Source organism: Chitinophaga sp., assembly GCF_017745275.1.
GTDB lineage: Bacteria > Bacteroidota > Bacteroidia > Chitinophagales > Chitinophagaceae > Chitinophaga.
The window spans coordinates 1,359,257-1,379,449 of sequence record NZ_JAGHZS010000001.1 but is presented as its reverse complement, the minus strand read 5'-3'; the positions used below and the strand labels follow the sequence as shown (position 1 = coordinate 1,379,449).

13 protein-coding genes are annotated in these 20,193 nt (G+C 47.1%); 9 read left to right on the top strand and 4 right to left on the bottom strand.

Translation table 11 applies throughout. The features are described from left to right. Window positions 1–217 precede the first annotated feature (217 nt). Both J7623_RS05540 and J7623_RS05535 read left to right on the top strand, forming a co-directional pair. Complete coding sequence (locus J7623_RS05540) at window positions 218–3,403, top strand: SusC/RagA family TonB-linked outer membrane protein (RefSeq protein WP_291918180.1); 3,186 nt, start codon at window positions 218–220, stop codon at window positions 3,401–3,403. A gap of 13 nt (window positions 3,404–3,416) precedes the next feature. Continuing rightward, on the top strand, window positions 3,417–4,853 hold the full coding sequence (locus J7623_RS05535; RefSeq protein WP_291918177.1) for a SusD/RagB family nutrient-binding outer membrane lipoprotein: 1,437 nt from the start codon (window positions 3,417–3,419) through the stop codon (window positions 4,851–4,853). A 125-nt stretch (window positions 4,854–4,978) separates the two neighbouring features. Here J7623_RS05535 and J7623_RS05530 read toward each other — a convergent pair whose 3' ends face one another. Beyond that, entirely contained in the window at window positions 4,979–6,211 is a 1,233-nt protein-coding gene (locus J7623_RS05530; protein ID WP_291918174.1) for a glycoside hydrolase family 88 protein, read from the bottom strand. Window positions 6,212–6,390: 179 nt separating this feature from the next. Here J7623_RS05530 and J7623_RS05525 point away from each other — a divergent pair, with 179 nt between their 5' ends. After that, the gene (locus J7623_RS05525; protein WP_291918172.1) at window positions 6,391–7,017 is read left to right on the top strand and encodes a hypothetical protein; all 627 of its coding nucleotides are present in this window, start codon (window positions 6,391–6,393) and stop codon (window positions 7,015–7,017) included. Window positions 7,018–7,142: 125 nt separating this feature from the next. Here the strand turns inward: J7623_RS05525 and J7623_RS05520 are convergent, their stop codons facing one another. Both J7623_RS05520 and J7623_RS05515 read right to left on the bottom strand, forming a co-directional pair. Then, window positions 7,143–7,928 (bottom strand): SDR family oxidoreductase, encoded by a 786-nt coding sequence (locus J7623_RS05520; RefSeq protein ID WP_291918170.1) that lies wholly within the window; start codon window positions 7,926–7,928, stop codon window positions 7,143–7,145. A gap of 161 nt (window positions 7,929–8,089) precedes the next feature. Beyond that, window positions 8,090–9,211, bottom strand: coding sequence for a DUF5009 domain-containing protein (locus J7623_RS05515; RefSeq protein WP_291918168.1), 1,122 nt, complete (start codon window positions 9,209–9,211; stop codon window positions 8,090–8,092). Between the two features lie 182 nt (window positions 9,212–9,393). Between J7623_RS05515 and J7623_RS05510 the strand changes: the two genes are divergently transcribed. Next, entirely contained in the window at window positions 9,394–10,467 is a 1,074-nt protein-coding gene (locus J7623_RS05510; protein ID WP_291918165.1) for a cellulase family glycosylhydrolase, read from the top strand. Window positions 10,468–10,489: 22 nt separating this feature from the next. On the opposite strand, the gene J7623_RS05505 is transcribed toward J7623_RS05510, so the two are convergent. Beyond that, a complete protein-coding gene (locus tag J7623_RS05505; protein ID WP_291918163.1) occupies window positions 10,490–11,320 on the bottom strand; it encodes a YitT family protein in 831 nt (276 codons plus the stop codon). A gap of 1,055 nt (window positions 11,321–12,375) precedes the next feature. On the opposite strand from J7623_RS05505, the gene J7623_RS05500 reads away from it, so the two are divergent. From J7623_RS05500 to pgl, 5 genes are all read left to right on the top strand, one after another. Further along, on the top strand, window positions 12,376–13,212 hold the full coding sequence (locus J7623_RS05500; protein WP_291918160.1) for an energy transducer TonB: 837 nt from the start codon (window positions 12,376–12,378) through the stop codon (window positions 13,210–13,212). A 286-nt stretch (window positions 13,213–13,498) separates the two neighbouring features. Further along, window positions 13,499–16,078: a phosphoenolpyruvate carboxylase gene (locus J7623_RS05495; RefSeq protein WP_291918157.1), complete on the top strand. Its 2,580-nt coding sequence runs from the start codon at window positions 13,499–13,501 to the stop codon at window positions 16,076–16,078. Window positions 16,079–16,256: 178 nt separating this feature from the next. Next, complete coding sequence (gene gndA, locus J7623_RS05490) at window positions 16,257–17,675, top strand: NADP-dependent phosphogluconate dehydrogenase (protein ID WP_291918155.1); 1,419 nt, start codon at window positions 16,257–16,259, stop codon at window positions 17,673–17,675. Window positions 17,676–17,700: 25 nt separating this feature from the next. Further along, the gene (zwf, locus tag J7623_RS05485) at window positions 17,701–19,206 is read left to right on the top strand and encodes a glucose-6-phosphate dehydrogenase (RefSeq protein ID WP_291918153.1); all 1,506 of its coding nucleotides are present in this window, start codon (window positions 17,701–17,703) and stop codon (window positions 19,204–19,206) included. Window positions 19,207–19,329: 123 nt separating this feature from the next. Further along, a complete protein-coding gene (pgl, locus tag J7623_RS05480) occupies window positions 19,330–20,055 on the top strand; it encodes a 6-phosphogluconolactonase (RefSeq protein ID WP_291918152.1) in 726 nt (241 codons plus the stop codon). Window positions 20,056–20,193: the final 138 nt, after the last annotated feature.

The following is a 20,193-nucleotide window of genomic DNA, read 5'->3' as shown; positions in this document are numbered from 1 at the left end:
AAAATAAAAATCAGTATCATCCTGCCACAGACAATATTCGCTTTATTAAATCTATTTAGTCTATAAATTTTGTAGATTAATATTTGTGCCTTAATTTTGCCCCTGATATCATACCAAACCATCATACGCCAACAAATAAATGCCAAAATCGGAACGGTGTAACGGGACAACCATGCTCCGCAAAGATCTAAATCAACTAATAAACTAAGTACTAAGCATGAACTACGTAAAAAGGCTATTATGCCTGCTGCCAGGGCTACTGTGGCTGCAGCAGAGTATTGCCCAGGAAGTCAGGGTGAGTGGGGTAGTTACCTCCCGTTCCGATGCACAACGCATACCCGGCGCTGTTATACAGTTGAAAGGAAAAAGTCATGGTACACAAACCGATCCGGATGGGAAATATACCATCAGCGCAAACGTAAATGACACACTACAAATTTCTTCAATTGGTTTCCAGACTACGCTTGCAGTGGTCGGCAGCAACAAGGTGATTAATATCTCCCTCGAAAATAATAACCGGAAACTGGATGAAGTGGTGGTGACTGCACTTGGTATTTCCCGCGAAAAGAAATCACTCGGATACGCCGTGCAGGAACTGAAATCCAAAGATATTTCTGAAGCCAAAGAAACGAACCTGGTCAACGCATTGTCCGGAAAGATAGCAGGGGTACAGGTAACGAACAGCCAGGGTAACCTCGGTTCTTCCCGTATTGTGATCCGCGGCGAAACCTCTATCGCTGGTAATAACCAACCCCTGTTTGTACTGGACGGGATGCCGGTAGATAACAGCCAGCTCGGAATCGGTACCGGCCGCGACTTTGCCAACGCTATCTCTGATGTAAACCCGGACGATATCGCTTCCATCAGCGTATTGAAAGGCCCTAACGCCGCAGCATTGTACGGCTCCCGCGCTTCCAGCGGTGTAATCGTCATCAAAACAAAAACCGGTAAAGATACTAAAGGAGGCCTGGGTATCACCGTGAACTCCGGCGTTACCATGGATAAAGTGCTGATCCTGCCCGACTTTCAGAATAGCTACGGTCAAGGTACCGGCGGACAATTTTCTTATAAAGACGGTAAAGGCGGCGGTATCAACGATGGCGTGGATGAAAGCTGGGGCCCTAAAATGGATGGCCGCCTGATTCCCCAGTTTTTCTCCAACGGGGAAGCTGTGCCCTTTGTACCGCATCCAAACAATGTGAAAGATTTCTACGTTACCGGCTATACGCTGAATAACGGTTTATCGGTAGGTGGTACAAACGAGAAACTGGATTATCGCTTCTCTTATAATAACACCAAGCAGGAAGGCATTCTGCCGAACACCGGTATCACGCGGAATACATTTACCGCCAGCAATACTTTCCGTATTACACCCAAACTCACACTCAGCACTTACGCTGACTATATACGCAGCGCAGCTGATAACCTGCCCGGTGTAGACGGCAGACGTGGTAACAGCGTTACCTTACAGTTCATCTGGTTTGGCCGCCAGGTAGATGTAAGCAAGCTGAAAAATTATAAGAATCCGGATGGCACCGACTACAACTGGAACCATAGCTACTACAGCAACCCATACTGGATTCAAAATGAAAATACCGTAGGACTCCTGCGTAACCGTTTCCTCGGAAACGCCCGGTTATCATACCAGGTGCTCGACTGGCTCACCGCCAACTTCCGCCTGGGTACTGATTATTATACAGACAGGCGCAAGTATAAAATAGCTTACTATACCAACGGTACGCCATTTGGTTCCTATACCGAAGACGCCTATACGGTGAGTGAAACCAATGGTGAATTCACCCTGAATGCAAAGAAGAAAGTAGGCAGCGACTTTGATTTCGATGTATTGGCCGGCGCTAACCTGCGCACCAATCAGTTGGAACAAAACTACCAACAGGCGCCTAAACTGGCGGTGAAAGGTGTGTATACACTCAACAACTCACGCGATCCGTTTATATCCAACAGCCTGCTCAACCGCCAAAAAGTATACAGCGGTTTTGCCTCTGCACAAATAGGTTTCCGCAACTATGCATTCCTGAACTTAACAGCGCGTAACGACTGGTCTTCCACGTTGCCATCAGGAAGCAACTCTTATTTCTACCCTTCTGCCAATGCCAGCGTGGTGTTATCAGAAGCTCTGCATATACAAAGCAACACACTGTCGTTGTTGAAAGTACGCGGAGGTTGGGCACAGGTAGGAAAGGATACTGATCCTTACCAATTGATCAATACCTATCCCTTTAGCCAACCCTTTGGCTCTTTCCCGCTGCAAACAGTGTCCGATAAATTCTTGAATAAAAACCTCAAACCGGAAATCACCACCTCTACAGAATTTGGCGTGGAAGCAGGATTTGTGGATAATCGCATCCGGCTGGATCTGACTTACTACAATTCTCATAGCCGCAACCAGATACTGCTGGCGGATGTAAGTCCCACTACCGGTTACCTGAAAAAATTACTGAACACCGGGGAAATCAGCAACCAGGGCGTGGAAGTGATGTTGGGACTGACACCCATCTCTACCCGCTCCGGGTTTCGTTGGGACGTGAACGTGAATTATGCACGTAACGTGAGTAAAGTACTAGCACTTGATGCAGACGGATTTTTGCAGAACTATGTATTAGGCAGCTCCGGTAATATCCAGGTGTTAGCCACTACCGGCCAGCGTTATGGCGCACTTTATGGCACGGCTTACAAAAGAGATAGCGAGAACCGGATCCTGGTGAACGCAGATGGTACACCATCCGTAGATCCTAATAAAAAGATATTGGGCTACTATACCCCGAAATGGACGGGTAGTGTGAATAATAATTTCAGCTTCAAAGGCTTTAACCTGAGTGTGCTGATTGATACCAAACAAGGAGGCTCCATCTGGTCGGGTACTAACTCAACCGGTATGGGAACAGGTGTGCTGGCAGCTACTATGCCGGGTCGCGACCAGGAACACGGCGGCCTGCCTTATTACACAAATGCCACCGGACAAAACATCCAGTTGCCGGATCATAACGCCACCGCACCTGGCGGCGCTACCGTGAAGCACGACGGGATTATATTTGATGGTTACACAGCCGATGGGAAAAAGAATACTGCTATTCTGGGCGCACAAACTTATTACAAAGCAGTGTACAGCAGCAATCTCAATGAAAGCGCCGTATACGATGGCTCCTTTGTGAAGCTGCGTGAAATTAAACTGGGTTATACTTTGCCGGCGTCTATCGTAGGAAGATGGGGCTTGCAGGCCGTGAAAGTTGCACTGGTAGCCAGAAACCTTGGATACCTGAACAAGCATACTCCCAATATTGATCCGGAAACCGCCTTTAATACCGGCAATGGACAAGGATTGGAAACACTGCAGATACCTACTACGCGCAGCTTTGGCATTAACCTGAATGTTTCATTTTAACTATTGACCGATCATGAAAAAGTTGCTGATACCTTTCTATATCATATTTGCTGCCACCTTACTGGCTAGTTGCCAGAAAGACCTGGAGCGTACCAATATCAATCCAAACGAGCCAACTACCGTTGAGCCAGACTACCTGTTGAGCAATGGTATTAAGGCGAACGTAGATACCTACTGGGGAACGGATGCCGCCATGGAAACTTCCCTGTTGTATATTCAGTACTGGGCTAAAATTCAATACCCTGACCCGGACCGTTATATCCCGGCATCTACCAATATTCAATCCGTTTGGAGTAATTTCTATGCACAGGGAATACAGGATTTTACCACACTGTCACAGCTTGGAGATAGCCTGCATAACCCTAACTATAAGGCAGCAGGCATTATTATGCGCAGCTGGATCTTTCAGTTGCTAACAGATCTGTACGGAGATATTCCTTATTCTCAGTCGGCCAATATTGAGAAATACCTCACGCCGGTATACGATAGCCAGAAGACCGTATACAGAGGCTTGTTGGCGGAGTTAAAAGGCGCCGCTCAAATTATTACACCCGGCACTAATCCTATCCAGGGCGACTCTTTATTTGCCGGCGATATGAATGGCTGGAAACGATTTGCTAATGGATTACGCAGCCGCATCGCTTTACGTATTGCCGACCGTGATCCTGAAGCAGCCAAAGCTGTATTCGCCGAACTGGCAGCAGAAGGCAACTTCCTGCTGGGACCTTCTGATCGGGAAGCAAGGTTGATTTATCTCACCTCGCCTAACCAGAACCCGGTAGGCAGAAACAGGGAAACGAGGAACGATTACCGGATCAGTAAAACAGTGATCGACAGGTTAAAAGCATTGAAGGACCCACGGTTAAGCATATACGCAGCATTGCCTAAAGAACCGGGTTCCACTGATTACGTAGGAGTAACTAATGGTTTGCCCTCGGATTCCGCAGCCCGGTTGGGTTTCAGCAAAACATCCGATGTAGGCGCGGCATTTACTGCCACCCAGGCGCCTGCGTGGATATTTACCTATGCTGAGCAATTATTCATCCTGGCAGAAGCTGCGCAACGTGGCCTGATCAACGGTGATGCGGCAGGTCTTTATCAACAGGCTATCCGTGCTTCTTTCAAACAGTATGGTATTACAGGTAAACTGGTAGACGATTACCTGGCACAACCCTCCGTTACTTACGATCCCAATAACTATAAAAAATCCATTGGAGATCAAAAGTGGCTGGCATTGTTCAGCGAAGGCCTGGAAGCTTTTGCAGAGTGGAGAAGACTGGATTATCCCCAGCTCACGCCAGCTTATACCGGTGCACTGCAAGGCAAAATGCCCCTGCGTTTAACCTATCCTTCGAGCGAGCAGGCACTGAACGGCAAAAACTATAAAGCGGCTGTAGCCCGTCAGGGAGCGGATCTGCTTACGACTAAGGTGTGGTTTGATGTGTATTAAGCAGAAAGCATAAAGCATAAAGCATAAAGCTATTGAAGCGATTGATAAAAGCGAGTATTGAATTACTCATTTGCTTTTATCAATCGCTTCAATAGCTTTATGCTTTATGCTTTCGGCTCTACCGATTACTTCTTTGCTCTATACCGTATAATCTCCAGACCTGCTTCTATAACGGGTCCTATGCCGTGAAAGTCGTTTAACTCCGTGGGACGATTGTAATAGAAAGAAAGATCGGCAGAAGTATTGGTGCCAATGCATACATCTTTCAGTTGTCCATCTTCCTGTATTTTTTCCTTTACCAGTCCTTCCCATCCGCGTTCGGCAATGGTGATATAACGTTTGTCGAGCCAGCCTTCATTAACGGCTCTGGCAATGGAGTAAACAAACATGGCGGTGCAGGATGTTTCTGTATACGAGTCGGTGCGATCCAATACCTGGTGAAACAGGCCATTAGCGCCCTGGTACTTTGCTACGCCGAGAATTTGTTGTGTGAGATCGTCGATTACTTTTTGTCTGCCAGGATGGTTGGCGGGCAGAAAGTTCAGCAGTTGTACTTTGGCGAGCATGATCCAGCCGTTGGCGCGTCCCCAGTGAGCTACGCCCTGTTTTTGCAGATCCTGGTAATAATAGTGAACATATAGTTCTGTACGGGGATCCCAGAGATAGTATGTGAAATGTTGCACCTGTGCTACGGCATCATCAAAATAGTTATTGTTGTTGGTCAGCTTTCCCATCCGGGCGAGAAAGGGAACGCTCATGTAAAGATCATCTCCCCATAGGGTCCATTTATAGGGATTGGGGCGGCATAGGGTCCCGTCTGGCAGTCGTTCCTGCACCTTACTGATATGATGTGCCGCTTTGTCGATATAAGCCCTGTAATCGTTTCTTTTTACGGTATTGTATACATCCAGCAGGCTGGCTCCCATGGCGCCGCAGTCGTCCAGTACCCGGGTGTTAATAAGTTGATTAAACGGGAAGTTCTTATACTTAACACCTTTTTTGCTGAGGGCTTCGAAGTATGCGTAGTTGTCGAAGGCAAACGCTACATGCCTTTGCGCGAAGGCGTTGTATTTATCATCTTTGAGGTAGTTGCCCAGGTCCACCATGGCAATGTTGAGTACGCCGTTTGGATAATGCCATTCGCTCAGGTGGTCGGAGATGAGCGCATTGGTGCCGGCAGGAATTTCTTTACTGGTGTTCCAGGTTTGCTGGTTGTCTCCTTTGAATTGAAAGGCCGCATGTGCAATGGCGTAGTCGGCTACTTTTTTTACTACCGCCAGATCAGCGGAATTGTCCTGGGTACGGCCGGTGAGGGGGATGGCCAATCCCAGGTATAACAGGAATTGTAGCTTTTTCATAAATAATACGTGGGTTTTATACTAACAATATAATGCGCTTTGCCGATTAATGCAAACGATTGCATAAAAATAACTTGGCTATTAATATAATTTATTTTAATTATGTGTTTAAGAAGGATAGTTTTAGTTTACCGGCCTATGAATTACCAACGTTATTGGCCTGAGAAGAAGTAACGATCATGAATAGAATAGTTTTATTGCTAACAGTAATTACGTTGGCTGCCTGCCATCAGCCAAAACAGGAAGAACCAGATACGCTGGCAGTAGCAGCCGCAGCTACCACCATTCAGCCCCTCACTGCCGCAGATGACTCTATGCAGGAGCCGCACCGCCGTCATAACATTTCCTGGGATAAAGTGGAAGTGTTTGAATTTTCGAAAGCACTGATCAATGGCAAAGTACCGTTGTTTACCAACCGGCAGCGCCTGGAAAGCAGCATCGCAGCGGCAGACAGCATTATTTCTACTGCTAATGAAGATATCTGCGGATCACAGTTTGACGACGACTTTAGCTATTTTTATATTAAAGGTTCCACCTTCGAGCTTTGTAAAGATTCTGTTGCCTGCGAGGAATTTGTATTCTCTCCGGACAATGAACTCAAACTGGGCAAAATAACGCTCACCGGAAACACTACCTGGGAAGAGGTGAGCAAACTTTTCCCTAATGCCGCATTGCAGGCAGAAAATGAAGGGAAAACAGATATGATCACGCTCCGCGATTCCTATAGTATGGAAAGCGACAGTAGTGTACAGTTGTATTTCGAAAACGGGAAACTGGTACGTGTAGTGAATTTTAATCCCTGCTGAGGATGACAACAGGTATACATGTTTGTGATAACAGTAACGGGTATACGAAATATTTATACGAGAGATAACTATCTGAATTAGCCGGTAGTACCGTTGGGTGCTACCGGCTTTTTAGTTACAACAAATTACATCACGGGTGTTTTCCCACCATCTACTGCAGTGCTGGTGCCGGTAATATAAGCGGCGGCAGGCGAAGCGAGGAAAGCGGCCAGGGCAGCTATCTCCCGGGCTTCCCCGAAACGCTGCATGGGTATTTCTTTCAGCCACTCGGCCGCCACTACTTCCGGCGACACATTCCTGGCAGCCGCACTACTGCGGAATAAGCCTTCCAACCGCGCCGTACTGGTTGATCCCGGCAATACATTATTGACCGTAATACCATGTGGGGCCAGCTCTGTAGCCAGCGTTTTAGACCATGCAGCTACTGCCCAGCGGGTAGTATTAGATACCCCCAGGTTTTTAAGCGGCGTTTTTACAGAAGTAGAAATAATATTGATAATGCGACCAAAACCTGCGGCGATCATGCCTGGCACCAGGGCTTGTGCCAATGCCTGGTTACAGAGCAGGTGCTGCGAAAACGCGTCAGTGAATGCAGTAGCATCGGCAGATAAAATAGGGCCGGCAGCGGGTCCGCCGGTATTGTTGACCAGGATATGCACAGGACCCTGTGCTGCAATACCCGTCGCCACCGCAGTTACCTGCGCCACTTCCGAAAAATCAGCCACTACATACCGGTGTTGTTGTCCCTGGTTTGTACTCAGGCCAGGGAGCACGCTTTTCAGACGATCTTCATTCCTGGCCAACAAAATGCAGGTGGCGCCCAATAATGCCAGTTCTTCTGCTGTAGCTAATCCTATTCCCTGTGAGCTGCCACATACCAGGGCTGTTTTTCCATTCAGTGAGAGGTCCATTGGATTTGTTTTGGTTACAATATAGGAAAAAGCAGAAAGCGGAAAGCAGAAAGCAAAAAGCTATTAAAGCGAACCACCAAAGCGAGTATTTAAATTACTTATCCGCTTTGGTGGTTCGCTTTAATAGCTTTTTGCTTTCTGCTTTCCGCTTTCTGCTCTTCCTATACCCGCACGTAAATTTTACGTTTATCCAAAATGTATCCTACCAGCCAGCAGGTAAGCATGAATGCCAGCGAGAATAACAGTGACCCGAACTTGCCCGGCGACAGCGGCTGAAAAATAGTATCGTTGATCCACTTATACAAAGAGTCGCCTCCTACATGTGCGGTCCAGAATATGATAGCCAGGATCTCCGACAACAGGTAAAGGAATAGTGGGTTTTTTCCGAATACGGTAAAAAATCCGGTGCCTTTGGTAAATCCGGCGATATCAATGATAAAGATGAGCAGTGATAAGAGGAACAGGTCTATGCTAATGGTCAGCAGCACATAAGAGCTGGTCCACAGTTTTTTGTTGATAGGGAATACGGTATTCCAGGCATAAGCCAGTGCAAAAAGCACAATACCTACCATCACCATGCGCATGAGGCCTTGTTTGGTTCTGCCTTGTTGCTGTATAAATAAACCAGCATAGTAACCGGCTACTACGTTTACTACTGCGGGAATGGTACTGAGTATACCTTCCGGATCAAACGCAATGCCTTCGCCGTGGTACATATGGCCTTCGCCCAGTATCGCTTTATCGAGGAAGATGCCGGCGTTGCCGGTCATGCTGTATTGATCACCCGGTGTACCGCAATACCATAGGATAGCCCAGTAGCCCAGCAGAAACAGGGCACTGACACCCCATACCACTTTTTTAGAGCAGTAATGGATTAACAGCGAAGCTATACCATAACAAAGAGCGATACGTTGTAATACGCCCAGTACGCGGGTTTCACTAAATGGTTTGAACACGATGCCATGATCGGTTTGTTCAAAAAACGGGAACCAGTACATCAGGTAGCCCAGGAGGAAAATAATCAGGGTGCGCTTGAAAATCTTTCCGAGCACCGCTGAATTTCCCAGTTGTTCATATTTTCTCATGCTGAAGCTCATAGCATTGCCAACAGCAAAAAGAAACGAAGGAAATACAAGGTCGGTGGGCGTCCATCCATGCCAGGCGGCATGATCGAGTGGCCAGTATGTTCCACCTGTACCGCCTGTGTTCACTATGATCATGAAACAAACGGTCATGCCGCGGAATACATCCAGCGGTAAAAAGCGTTGAGAGCTTTGTGTCATTTCCCTTTAATTATGGTTGATAAGACGGTAAGGAATGAAAAGAGCGTTGAGCGACTACAATATATACATCTAAAATTCAAAAACCAAATATGAAATGTCGAAGAAAAAGATATGGGGATCACAAATCCCTGCGGGAGATCTCAAAATTGATTATTTTTAGATACCCCTTAATCCTTGCCCCTATGCTCAACAAATTAATGGCAGTATGTGGGATAACCCTCCTGGTAACTGCCTGTAAACAAGCTCCTGCTGATACCTGGCCCATCGAAAAAGCACAGCAATGGTATGCCGGCAAAGGCTGGCTCCGCGGATGTAATTTTATTCCCAGCACCGCAGTAAACCAACTGGAAATGTGGCAGGCCGCTACTTTCGACTCTGCTACTATCGATCGGGAACTGGGATATGCCGAAGGGATTGGCCTCAATTCTATGCGGGTATACCTGCATCATGTTCCCTGGGTGGAAGATGCGCATGGCTTTAAACGGCGTATCGATACTTACCTGGGGATTGCTGCACACCACCATCTCTCTACTGCATTCGTATTCTTCGACGACTGCTGGAACAATGTATATACGGCAGGTCCGCAGCCACCACCCATCCCAGGTGTGCACAATTCGCGCTGGGTGCAGGATCCCGGAAGCGCCATCTTTGATCATCCTGCGTTGAAGGATACTTTGGAGAGATATGTAAAAGATATACTCCAAACCTTTGGTAAAGATCCACGTGTCGTGTTTTGGGACCTTTATAATGAGCCAGGCAGCTTTGGAGCTGGCAACAGAAGTATGTCCCTGCTGGAGGACGTGTTTCGCTGGAGCCGGGCAGCAAAGCCTTCACAGCCTTTAACCGTAGGTGTCTGGAACCCGGATTTAGAGGAGCTGAGTGAGTATGGGGTAGCACATTCCGACATCATTACGTATCACAACTATCTGCCGCCGGATATGCACCGGCAGGATATTCAGCAGTTGCGCCCATTTAATCGTCCGTTGCTTTGTACAGAATATATGGCGCGCACCCTGGGAAGCCGTTTCGATAATATTATGCCGTTGTTGCAGCAGGAAAATATTGGCGCCTATAGCTGGGGATTGGTGGCTGGTAAAACCAATACGATGTATGCGCAGGGTATGCCGGTGACGGATGGAAGTGAGCCTGCACTTTGGTACCATGATATTTTCCGGAAAGATGGAACGCCGTATAATGCAGCGGAGGTAAAGTTAATACGGGCGTTAACAGGGACGCAGGCTTTCGGACCGCGATAGCCGCGGTCCGAAAGCGGCAATTTTATTTGGAGAAGCCCCTGCCAAATACTTCATGTACTTCGTGTATCACGAAAAAAGCTTCAGGATCTGTTTCCTGTACCAAAGCTTTCAGGCGCATCAGCTCCTGTTTACCGATGATCACATACAGCACTTCTTTGGGAGATTTTGTATAGGCACCGTGTCCATGCAATACGGTAGCACCGCGTTTCATGTCGTCCAGTATTTTCTTCGCGATGGCGTCAGTGTGATTGGTGATGATGGTGATGGCACGCTTGGTGTTCAAACCATCTACGATATAGTCTACCGTTCTGGCGCCGATGTATACCGCAATAAAGGTGTACATGGTTTTTTCTATACCAATGATAAAGGAAGATGCCAGTATTACTACAATATCAAAAATGAGCATGGCGTTGCCCAGGCTCCATCCCAGGTATTTATTGAACAGGCGGGCCACAATGGCGGAACCGCCGGTAGTACCACCGGAAAGGAATACCAGCCCGATGCCGATACCTACCAGTAATCCGGCGAAGATAGCTGCCAGCAAAGGGTTACTGGTAACCGGGATCAGGGGCTTTTCGGTAAGGTAGAGGAATAGTGAGCAAAAGAAGATGCCCAGCAGGGTATACAGCATCCCTCGTTTGTCCAGCAGCTTATAGCCGGTAACAATAAGGACGGCGTTAATAACCAGGTTGGTGATACCGGGTGACCACCCCCAGTAGTAATAAGTCACGATGGTAATACCAATTACGCCCCCTTCAGATAATTTGTTAGGGATAGCCAGGTAGTTGATGCCTACTGCGAAGATGAGGGCACCGGCCACAATGAGTAAAATATTTTTCAAATGCTCTTTCATGGCGCAAAAATACGCTTTTGTTGTAGTCTCCATCACAGCCACCCCTGCGGTGAAAGAAAAATAACAAAAAAGTCTTTCAATAATTTGGAATTAATAAAACCCCATCCTATATTTGTCTACCAATTCAGTAGACTAATATCGTCTGCTACGATAAGGGAAGCAATCGGCAAAACGCTTCCGGCATCCTTTGATCCACCAGCAAGGTGTTGCAGCCATCATTATAAAAAACGTGTAAATAAAAATACACTATGAAAAGGCACACGCTGACAAGTGGAATGCGTTCCCACACGCATCAATTCGTGGAGAATATCACCTGTTCCCGTTACATACAAACGGCTGCGTGTTGCAGTTGTTGATGAAAGATCTTGCGTTCTGTAAGCTGTAAATAGAATGCCTGGTGTGGCGTGCGGGGACAGTATATTGCAAAAATTTATTGGTGGTAAATTATCCGCAACATACTTACCCGCATCCTCCTGGCATTTAAAACTAACACCTTCGTTGTTACCTTACTCAGTTTAATATGAAAACAATGCTATTTAATTTTTACCAACCATTAATAGATATAATATAACGTTGACGCATACACGTTTTGTGTGCGCAGCCAAACAAGACTTGTTACTATCCAATGAAATTAAACGATCGACTTCAGTTCAAAGGGGCGTTGCCTCAAACAATTCTGGTGGGATTTGTTGGTAACTGCCCCGAAAAACTGAAGCATGTAAACACATTCATCGCCACTTACCAACCATTACATGAAGATATTATCCGGAAGTGGTGACTACATATAACGTGTACGACTATACCTTTTTCGGAAAGCCTGATTGAATAAAAGGAGCCACTTGTTTCCAGGTAAGGTCCCCAGTGCCAGCAAGTCCCGACAACCGTCGGGACTTCTATTTTTATATAACCGCCAGGGTTATATCATTATTATATACCCGCATCCGCGATCGCGCTATCCTGTAGCCTCACAGCGCTCCCCATCTCCGGGAAAAAATATTTTCAATAACCGTATGGAAAATATTTCTGCCGCACATCTAATTAAAAAACAAATTACCATGGACTCAACTAAGATCCCGGGGAATGAATTCCTCGACATTCTCTTCGACGGAAGGAATAAAGATTACGGAGCTTATGAGCTCCGCAGCCGCTACGACAAACGTGTTCGTAACGCCATAGTAGGTACCGCTTCTATTGTGTTGGTAATGATTGGCGGCTATGTATTGAACAACACATTAATGGCTGCGGACAATGTGCATCGGCCTGTGTTGGTAAAACCAGTAGCCATCTTGGATGACATTAAAATTCCAGATCCTGATCCGGTAATTCCGCCACCACCGCCTGTTCAGAGCGCGCCACCACCGGTAGCAGCTACTGTTGCTTTTGTGAAACCAGAGATTGTAGCAGGAGAAGTGCCTGAAGAGTCATTGCCTCCCAAGATGAATGAAATCGGTAACAAAGCCATTGGTATAGAGAATGCAGAAGGCCCGGATGATGGCGTTGCTGCAGAATTATCCAAAGGCCCCGGTACAGGTGTGATACAAGTGGAAGCCGCACCAGCAGCCGATCATGCAGGCCCACTTACTTTTGTAGAAATGATGCCGGAGTTTCCCGGAGGAGAAGTTGCATTGGGGAAATATCTCAATAAGAGTATAAAATATCCCCACGTAGCACAGGAAAATGATATTCAAGGTACCGTTTTCATCCAGTTTGTTGTGAACCGCGATGGCAGCATCACAGATGTAAAAACCGTAGGCGCTGCAAAAGGTGGTGGTCTTGAAGAAGAAGCCAAACGTGTGGTAAGCAACATGCCGAAGTGGAAACCCGGTCGTCAGAACGGACAAAATGTAGCTGTATTCTTTAACCTGCCTATCCGGTTCGTACTGGGCCAATAGTCAACTCAAACCATCATTAATTGTTTCACCCATCAAATTCGTCTGTCCTGTTTATCCGGCCTGCATCCATTTGGCTTACCATTTAACCTGCGCATTCTAATCCTGATACCAGTCCCGGCACACATGAAGTGGCCGGGATTGTTTTTTTAAGTTGTTTTATTTGATAATATTCAAACTTTCTGTATGTATGTCAAACAAAAATCAAAAAATTTAAAAATTACCGCAATAATTATTAATTTAACGGCCGCTTAGTCTTCTTCTTTAGCACTATAAACGGATAATTAGTATGGAAGCGCCGGTAAATAACTCGCTGCAACAGTTTAAGAACCTCGTTGGTACCAAGTTCCAGCTGTATAATAGCCTTTTCACCTCATTACCTTTCCACCGCGTGGAAAAGACAGGTGTGTTCCTGTCGCTTTTCCTGCTGCATTGCGAGGAAGGTTATGCCAAAGGCAACAGCCCCCAGGAAATCATGGATTCCTTTTTTAAACAGTATACCACTTATACAGAGGAGAAACAGCGAACAGACCTGCTATTCCGCTTTGTGCAATACGCTGAAAGACAAGTCGTATTATTTGACGCACTCGAAGATGCTGCATTCCGCAATATCCGCGACCTGCAAGGGGCCGGTACCCTCCGTCACCTGCAATCGGAAGTAATCCAGGAGCAGGCACAGGAGCAACTGAAGGAAAAGCTGAAAGACTTTTCCGTGCGGCTGGTTCTCACCGCACACCCTACCCAGTTTTATCCAGGCGAAGTATTAGGTATTATTAATGACCTGTCTAAAGCCCTGATCGATGAAAATACCAGCCAGGTAAATATGTACCTGCAACAGCTGGGTAAAACACCTTTTTTCAAAAAAGAGAAACCTACCCCGTATGATGAAGCCATCAGCCTGGTGTGGTTCCTGGAAAATATATTCTATCAGTCTGCCGGCCGCATCCTGTCGTCTATCCGGGCACAATTCCCCGGCGCTATCAGCAGCGATAATTCCCTTATCCGCATGGGCTTCTGGCCTGGTGGCGACCGCGACGGCAATCCTTTCGTAAATGCACCAACCACCCTGGAAGTGGCCGCAGCCCTGCGTTCTTCCGTGATGAAATGCTATTTCCGCGAAGTACGTAACCTGCGCCGTCGCCTTACCTTTAAAGGGGTGGAAAATGTGGTGGCTGCCCTGGAACAAAAGCTGTCCCGCAATCTCTTCGTTCCCGGTCATAAAGCAGATATCAGCCGCAAAGAAATCCTGGCCACGTTGTCGGATATACGTAGCACGATCCTCGCCGATCACAACGGCCTGTTCGTTCACCTGGTAGATAACCTGATCAGCAAAGTGGAAGTATTTGGATTGTTCTTTGCCTCCCTCGATATCCGCCAGGACAGCTCCGTACACGAAGCCGTACTGGAGGCCGTGGCAGCGCAGGCCAAGGCGCTGCCGGATAACTATACTTCCCTGCCTGACGAGGAAAAAATTGCAGCATTGCTCAACGTCTCCGGTGCCATTGATCCGATGACGCTGGAAAACTCCCTGCACCAGGATACCCTGCAAACTATTGCCGGCATCAAACAAATACAGGCCGCCAATGGAGAAGAAGGATGTAACCGCTATATTATCAGTCACAGCACCAGCGTGCTCAATGTGATGGAAGTATATGGCCTGTTCCTGCTGAGTGGATGGAAGAAAGAAGACATGACCGTAGACATTGTACCGCTCTTCGAAACCATCGATGACCTGCGTCACGCAGGCCAGGTGATGAAGTTGCTGTATGAAAATAAAGACTACCGCGAACACCTGCGTCGCCGCCAGTGTAAGCAAACCATTATGCTCGGCTTCTCCGACGGCACCAAAGACGGCGGCTACCTGATGGCCAACTGGAGCATCTATAAGGCAAAAGAAGAGCTGACCAAGATCTCTAAAGAATATGGTATCAGCGTGGTGTTTTTCGATGGCAGGGGAGGTCCTCCGGCACGTGGTGGTGGAAAAACGCACCAGTTCTACGCTTCCATGGGTAGAAATATTGCCAACCAGGAAATTCAACAAACCATACAGGGGCAAACTATCAGCTCTAACTTTGGTACCGTTGATGCTGCGCAATTCAACATGGAACAACTGATTCACGCAGGCATCAGTAATGAATTGTTTTCTTCCCGCGATGTTACACTCACCAAATCAGAAGAAGATTTGCTGCAGTTGCTGGCCGATGAAGGATATAAATCTTACAATAAATTAAAAACACACCCGCATTTCCTCGCCTACCTGGATCATGCCAGCCCACTGCGCTATTATGCAGAAGCCAATATCGGCAGCCGTCCCAGTAAACGTAATGCCTCTGCTAAACTCAATCTCAACGACCTGAGAGCAGTACCTTACGTAGGCGCCTGGAGCCAGCTGAAACAGAATGTACCCGGATATTATGGTGTGGGCAGTGCGCTGGAACAGCTGGATAAACAAGGTAAATGGGAAGAAGTAACGGCGTTGTATAAACATTCACTGTTTTTCCGCACACTGCTGGACAACTGCGAAATGGCGATGAAGAAAAGCTATTTCCCGCTGACAGCCTACCTGGCCAAACATCCGCAATACGGTGAAGTATGGCAGATGATCTATGCTGAATTTGAATTGACCCGCAAATATTTGTTGCAGCTGACAAACGAAACTGAATTGATGGGAGGTAGTCCGATTGACTTATTGTCTATACAAATGCGTGAAAGAGTGGTGCTGCCGTTGCTAACTACGCAGCAATATGCGCTGACCCGTATCCGGGAACTGGATTCACACCCGGACAATGGCCATGGCAGGGAAACGTACGAGAAACTCATTATGCGTTGTTCATTCGGTATTATCAACGCAGGTAGAAACTCTGCATAATCCATCATTTTGATATCATGGAGATAATGATAAACAGTGAGCCTTTGGAGATATCCAAAGGCTCATGCGCTTTATATGGGCATGACCTCTGTGATACAATCGTCACAAAAAATACCCTGACTGCAATATTTCGTAATTCTTCCATACTTTTACACCTCCTTAAGTAACTTCTCTATATATGGCAAACAGCTTATATGACTTTGGAATGATTGGCCTCGGCGTAATGGGTAGAAACCTGTTGCTGAATATGGCGGATCATGGCTTTTCCGTTATCGGCTTTGATAAAGACGCTGCCAAGAACAGCGCACTGGAATCAGCCGCTACTCCCGGTACTACTGTTAAAGGCGTAGCAGAACTGGCTACGATGGTACAATTGCTGGAGCGTCCGCGCAAACTGATGATGCTGGTACCGGCGGGTCAACCGGTAGATGACGTGATTGCTTCTCTGTTGCCGCTGCTGGAGCAGGGCGACGTAGTAATAGATGGTGGTAACTCCCACTATACAGACACTTTACGCCGCGTGCAGGAACTTCGTCCGAAAGGCATCCATTTTATGGGTATGGGCGTTTCCGGTGGTGAACAGGGTGCCCGTACAGGCCCCAGTATCATGCCTGGGGGCGACCTCGATGCATATGCCAAGGTAAAACCTATGCTGGAAGCCATTGCTGCCAAAGTAAAGGATGTACCTTGCGTTGCTTACCTCGGTAAAGAAGGCGCCGGCCACTACGTAAAAATGGTACACAATGGTATCGAATATGCCATCATGCAATTGATCAGTGAAAGCTATGCGTTACTGCAAAAAGGCGCAGGACTCAATAATGATCAGTTACATGAAGTGTTCAAAAGCTGGAACCAGGGCGCGTTACAATCTTTCCTCGTAGAAATCACCGCAGATATTTTCCTGCAGAACGATGATAAAACGGATCAACGCCTGGTAGATGTGATTTCCGATAAAGCAGGTTCCAAAGGTACCGGCAAATGGACTTCACAGGATGCGATGGAATTACCCGTAGCAGTACCGGTAATTGATACCGCGGTAGCTATGCGCACACTCTCTGCTTATAAAGAGCAGCGTTTGCAGGCGGAAGCACTGTACAAAGCACCGGAAAATACCCTGCATGTTCCTGCTGACATGTGGATCAAACAGGTGCACGACGCCTTGTATTTCGCTACCATCCTGAGCTACGCGCAGGGATTGGCTATGTTGCGTGAAGCATCTGCCGATCTTAAGATGGAAATTCCATTACCGGAAGTAGTGAAAGTATGGAGAGGCGGATGTATTATCCGTTCTACCCTGCTGGAAGTATTTACACAAGCTTACCAGAAAAACGCTGACCTGGGCAATATCCTGTTGGATGAAGGCGTAGCCTACCTGGTGCAGTCAGTAGAAAGTAACACCCGCGCTGTCGTAGCACAAGCTGCTGCTGCCGGTGTACCTGTTGCTGGCTTTATGTCTGCATTGTCTTATTTCGATGCATTCCGTACCGGCCGTATGCCTACTAACCTGATACAGGCACAACGTGATTATTTTGGTGCGCATACTTATCAGCGTATTGATATGCCTGGCACTTTTCACACAGAGTGGCAGCAACACTAAAAAATGTTCATCTTCAATTAAATTTATGCAGATCCATAAACGCCCACCTGCTTCCATTCTCTTTATTTTCGGAGGCAGTGGCGATTTAAACTACCGGAAACTAACGCCTGCGTTATATAACCTGTTTTTAGATGACTGGATGCCCGAGCAGTTTGCTATTGCTGGCCTGGGCCGCAGCCCTTACTCCAACGAAGATTATAACAACCACCTGTTGGAAGGGATCAGTAAATTTTCCCGTCGGAAGGGAGAGCAGAATGGTCACTGGAAAGATTTCAGCAACCACGTTTCTTACCTGCAGATGGACGCCGAAGATCCGGCTGCCTATAGCAAAATCACTGATTTTGTTACACAGAAAGAAGCTGAGTGGGGCGTACATCCTACCGTTATTTTTTACCTGGCAGTTGCGCCGCAGCTGGTTCCCAATATCGCTACCCGCCTGGGTGAGCTGAACCTCTGCTCCGATAAACATTGCACCCGTATTGTGGTGGAAAAGCCATTTGGTCATGACCTGCAAAGCGCACATGAACTGAATGAGCTGCTGGCAAAGAAATTTACGGAAGAACAGATTTATCGTATCGATCACTACCTCGGTAAAGAAACCATCCAGAATATCCTGGCTTTCCGTTTTGCCAACGCATTATTTGAACCGGTATGGAACCGCAATTACATCGATAATATCCAGATTACTGCTGCTGAAAGCGTGGGCCTGGAAGGTAGGGGCGGTTACTACGAAAGAGCAGGCGCCCTGCGTGATATGGTACAGAACCATATCCTGCAGATCATGTGCATCCTCGCCATGGAAGCTCCCGTATCTTTCGATGCCAACGAAGTGCGTAACAAGAAAGTGGATGTATTGAACGCTATCCGTCGCATTACACCTGATAAGGTGCATGAACATGCGGTACGTGGTCAATACTCTGCCGGATGGATGAAAGGCAGCCAGGTAGTAGGTTATCGCCAGGAGAAAGGGGTAGATCCCAAATCCAACATCGATACCTATGCTGCGGTGAAATTTTATATCGATAACTGGCGCTGGCAGGGTGTTCCGATCTATGTACGTACCGGAAAATACCTGCACCAGAAAGCTACCAATATCATTATCACCTTCAAGGAGGCACCTCCTTATTCCTTCCCGATAGAAGCTGCACAAACATGGCGCCCTAACAGGCTCACCATCAGCATTCAACCGGAAATGGATATCAGGATCCGCTTCCAGGCAAAACGCCCCGGCCAGACCATGACACTGGACCCGGTAGATATGACCTTCAACTACGACGCCGCCAATGGCGAACATGCACCGGAAGCATATGAAACATTGCTGCTGGATGTAATGGAAGGTGATGCTACCCTGTTCATGCGTGGCGACCAGGTAGATGCAGCCTGGAAAGTAATCATGCCTATCCTGGAAACATGGGAAAACCGCACCCCGCAGGACTTCCCGAACTATGCACCGGATTCATGGGGCCCCGATGATGCAGATGCACTCGTAGCCCGTGATGGTCATACCTGGATTAATTTACCGACTAAATAAGAATTACGAATTACGAATTACGAATTACGGATTTGTGTGGAGATTGTAGCAGGAATATTCGCGTTTACTATCTACCCACAAATCCGTAATTCGTAATTCGTAATTCGTAATTCCATTCTTCTTATGGAACTACATATCGCCAAAGATCCTGCGCAACTGAGTGAAAACGTAGCTGCATGGATCAGCAACTACATCCTCGAAGTATTACAAACACAGGAGCGTTTTACGTTCGTATTATCCGGAGGCAATACGCCTAAGCAATTATATAGCCTGCTGGCAAAAGCGCCCTATAACATGGTGATTCCATGGGAGAAAATCCATTTTTTCTGGGGAGATGAAAGAGATGTACCGTTTGATGATGAACGGAACAACGCCCGCATGGCTTACCTCGAACTGCTGGATAAAGTAGGGGTAAATCCGGAAAATATCCACGTAATGCGTACCGATATTGGACCGGAAGCATCCGCTGAAGAATATGAAAAAATACTGAAATCATATTTTGGGAAAGAAGATACCACCTTTGACCTGGTATTATTAGGTATGGGAGATGATGGACATACCCTGTCCCTGTTTCCCGGTACAGCCGTAGTACACGAGCAAAAGGCCTGGGTAAAGGCTTTCTTCCTGGAAGCACAGAATATGTATCGCATTACCTTAACAGCTCCTGTAGTCAACCGGGCTGCCTGCGTATTATTTCTCACCACCGGCGCTAACAAAGCGATCACCCTGAAAAATGTCATTGAAGGTACCTTTGATGCCGAAAAGTTCCCTTCTCAACTGATCAGACCAGAAGAAGGTGAATTACACTGGTTTGTGGATGAAGCAGCAGCCGGCGCGATGGAAATATAACCAGGAGCAGAAAGCAGAAGGCATAAAGCAAAAAAACACCGAAGCGGAGATTCGAGCGAATAAAGTTAAATTTTGTCGCTTATGTCTCCGCTTCGGTGGTTTTTTGCTTTATACCTTCTGCTTTCTGCTCTCCTTTTT

What these genes read in the sequence shown, in the direction of transcription:
- J7623_RS05540 (WP_291918180.1), top strand. Translation starts at nt 218, where the DNA reads ATGAACTACGTAAAAAGGCTATTATGCCTGCTGCCAGGGCTACTGTGG.
- J7623_RS05535 (WP_291918177.1), top strand. Translation starts at nt 3,417, where the DNA reads ATGAAAAAGTTGCTGATACCTTTCTATATCATATTTGCTGCCACCTTA.
- J7623_RS05530 (WP_291918174.1), bottom strand. Translation starts at nt 6,211, where the DNA reads ATGAAAAAGCTACAATTCCTGTTATACCTGGGATTGGCCATCCCCCTC.
- J7623_RS05525 (WP_291918172.1), top strand. Translation starts at nt 6,391, where the DNA reads ATGAATAGAATAGTTTTATTGCTAACAGTAATTACGTTGGCTGCCTGC.
- J7623_RS05520 (WP_291918170.1), bottom strand. Translation starts at nt 7,928, where the DNA reads ATGGACCTCTCACTGAATGGAAAAACAGCCCTGGTATGTGGCAGCTCA.
- J7623_RS05515 (WP_291918168.1), bottom strand. Translation starts at nt 9,211, where the DNA reads ATGACACAAAGCTCTCAACGCTTTTTACCGCTGGATGTATTCCGCGGC.
- J7623_RS05510 (WP_291918165.1), top strand. Translation starts at nt 9,394, where the DNA reads ATGCTCAACAAATTAATGGCAGTATGTGGGATAACCCTCCTGGTAACT.
- J7623_RS05505 (WP_291918163.1), bottom strand. Translation starts at nt 11,320, where the DNA reads ATGAAAGAGCATTTGAAAAATATTTTACTCATTGTGGCCGGTGCCCTC.
- J7623_RS05500 (WP_291918160.1), top strand. Translation starts at nt 12,376, where the DNA reads ATGGACTCAACTAAGATCCCGGGGAATGAATTCCTCGACATTCTCTTC.
- J7623_RS05495 (WP_291918157.1), top strand. Translation starts at nt 13,499, where the DNA reads ATGGAAGCGCCGGTAAATAACTCGCTGCAACAGTTTAAGAACCTCGTT.
- gndA (WP_291918155.1), top strand. Translation starts at nt 16,257, where the DNA reads ATGGCAAACAGCTTATATGACTTTGGAATGATTGGCCTCGGCGTAATG.
- zwf (WP_291918153.1), top strand. Translation starts at nt 17,701, where the DNA reads ATGCAGATCCATAAACGCCCACCTGCTTCCATTCTCTTTATTTTCGGA.
- pgl (WP_291918152.1), top strand. Translation starts at nt 19,330, where the DNA reads ATGGAACTACATATCGCCAAAGATCCTGCGCAACTGAGTGAAAACGTA.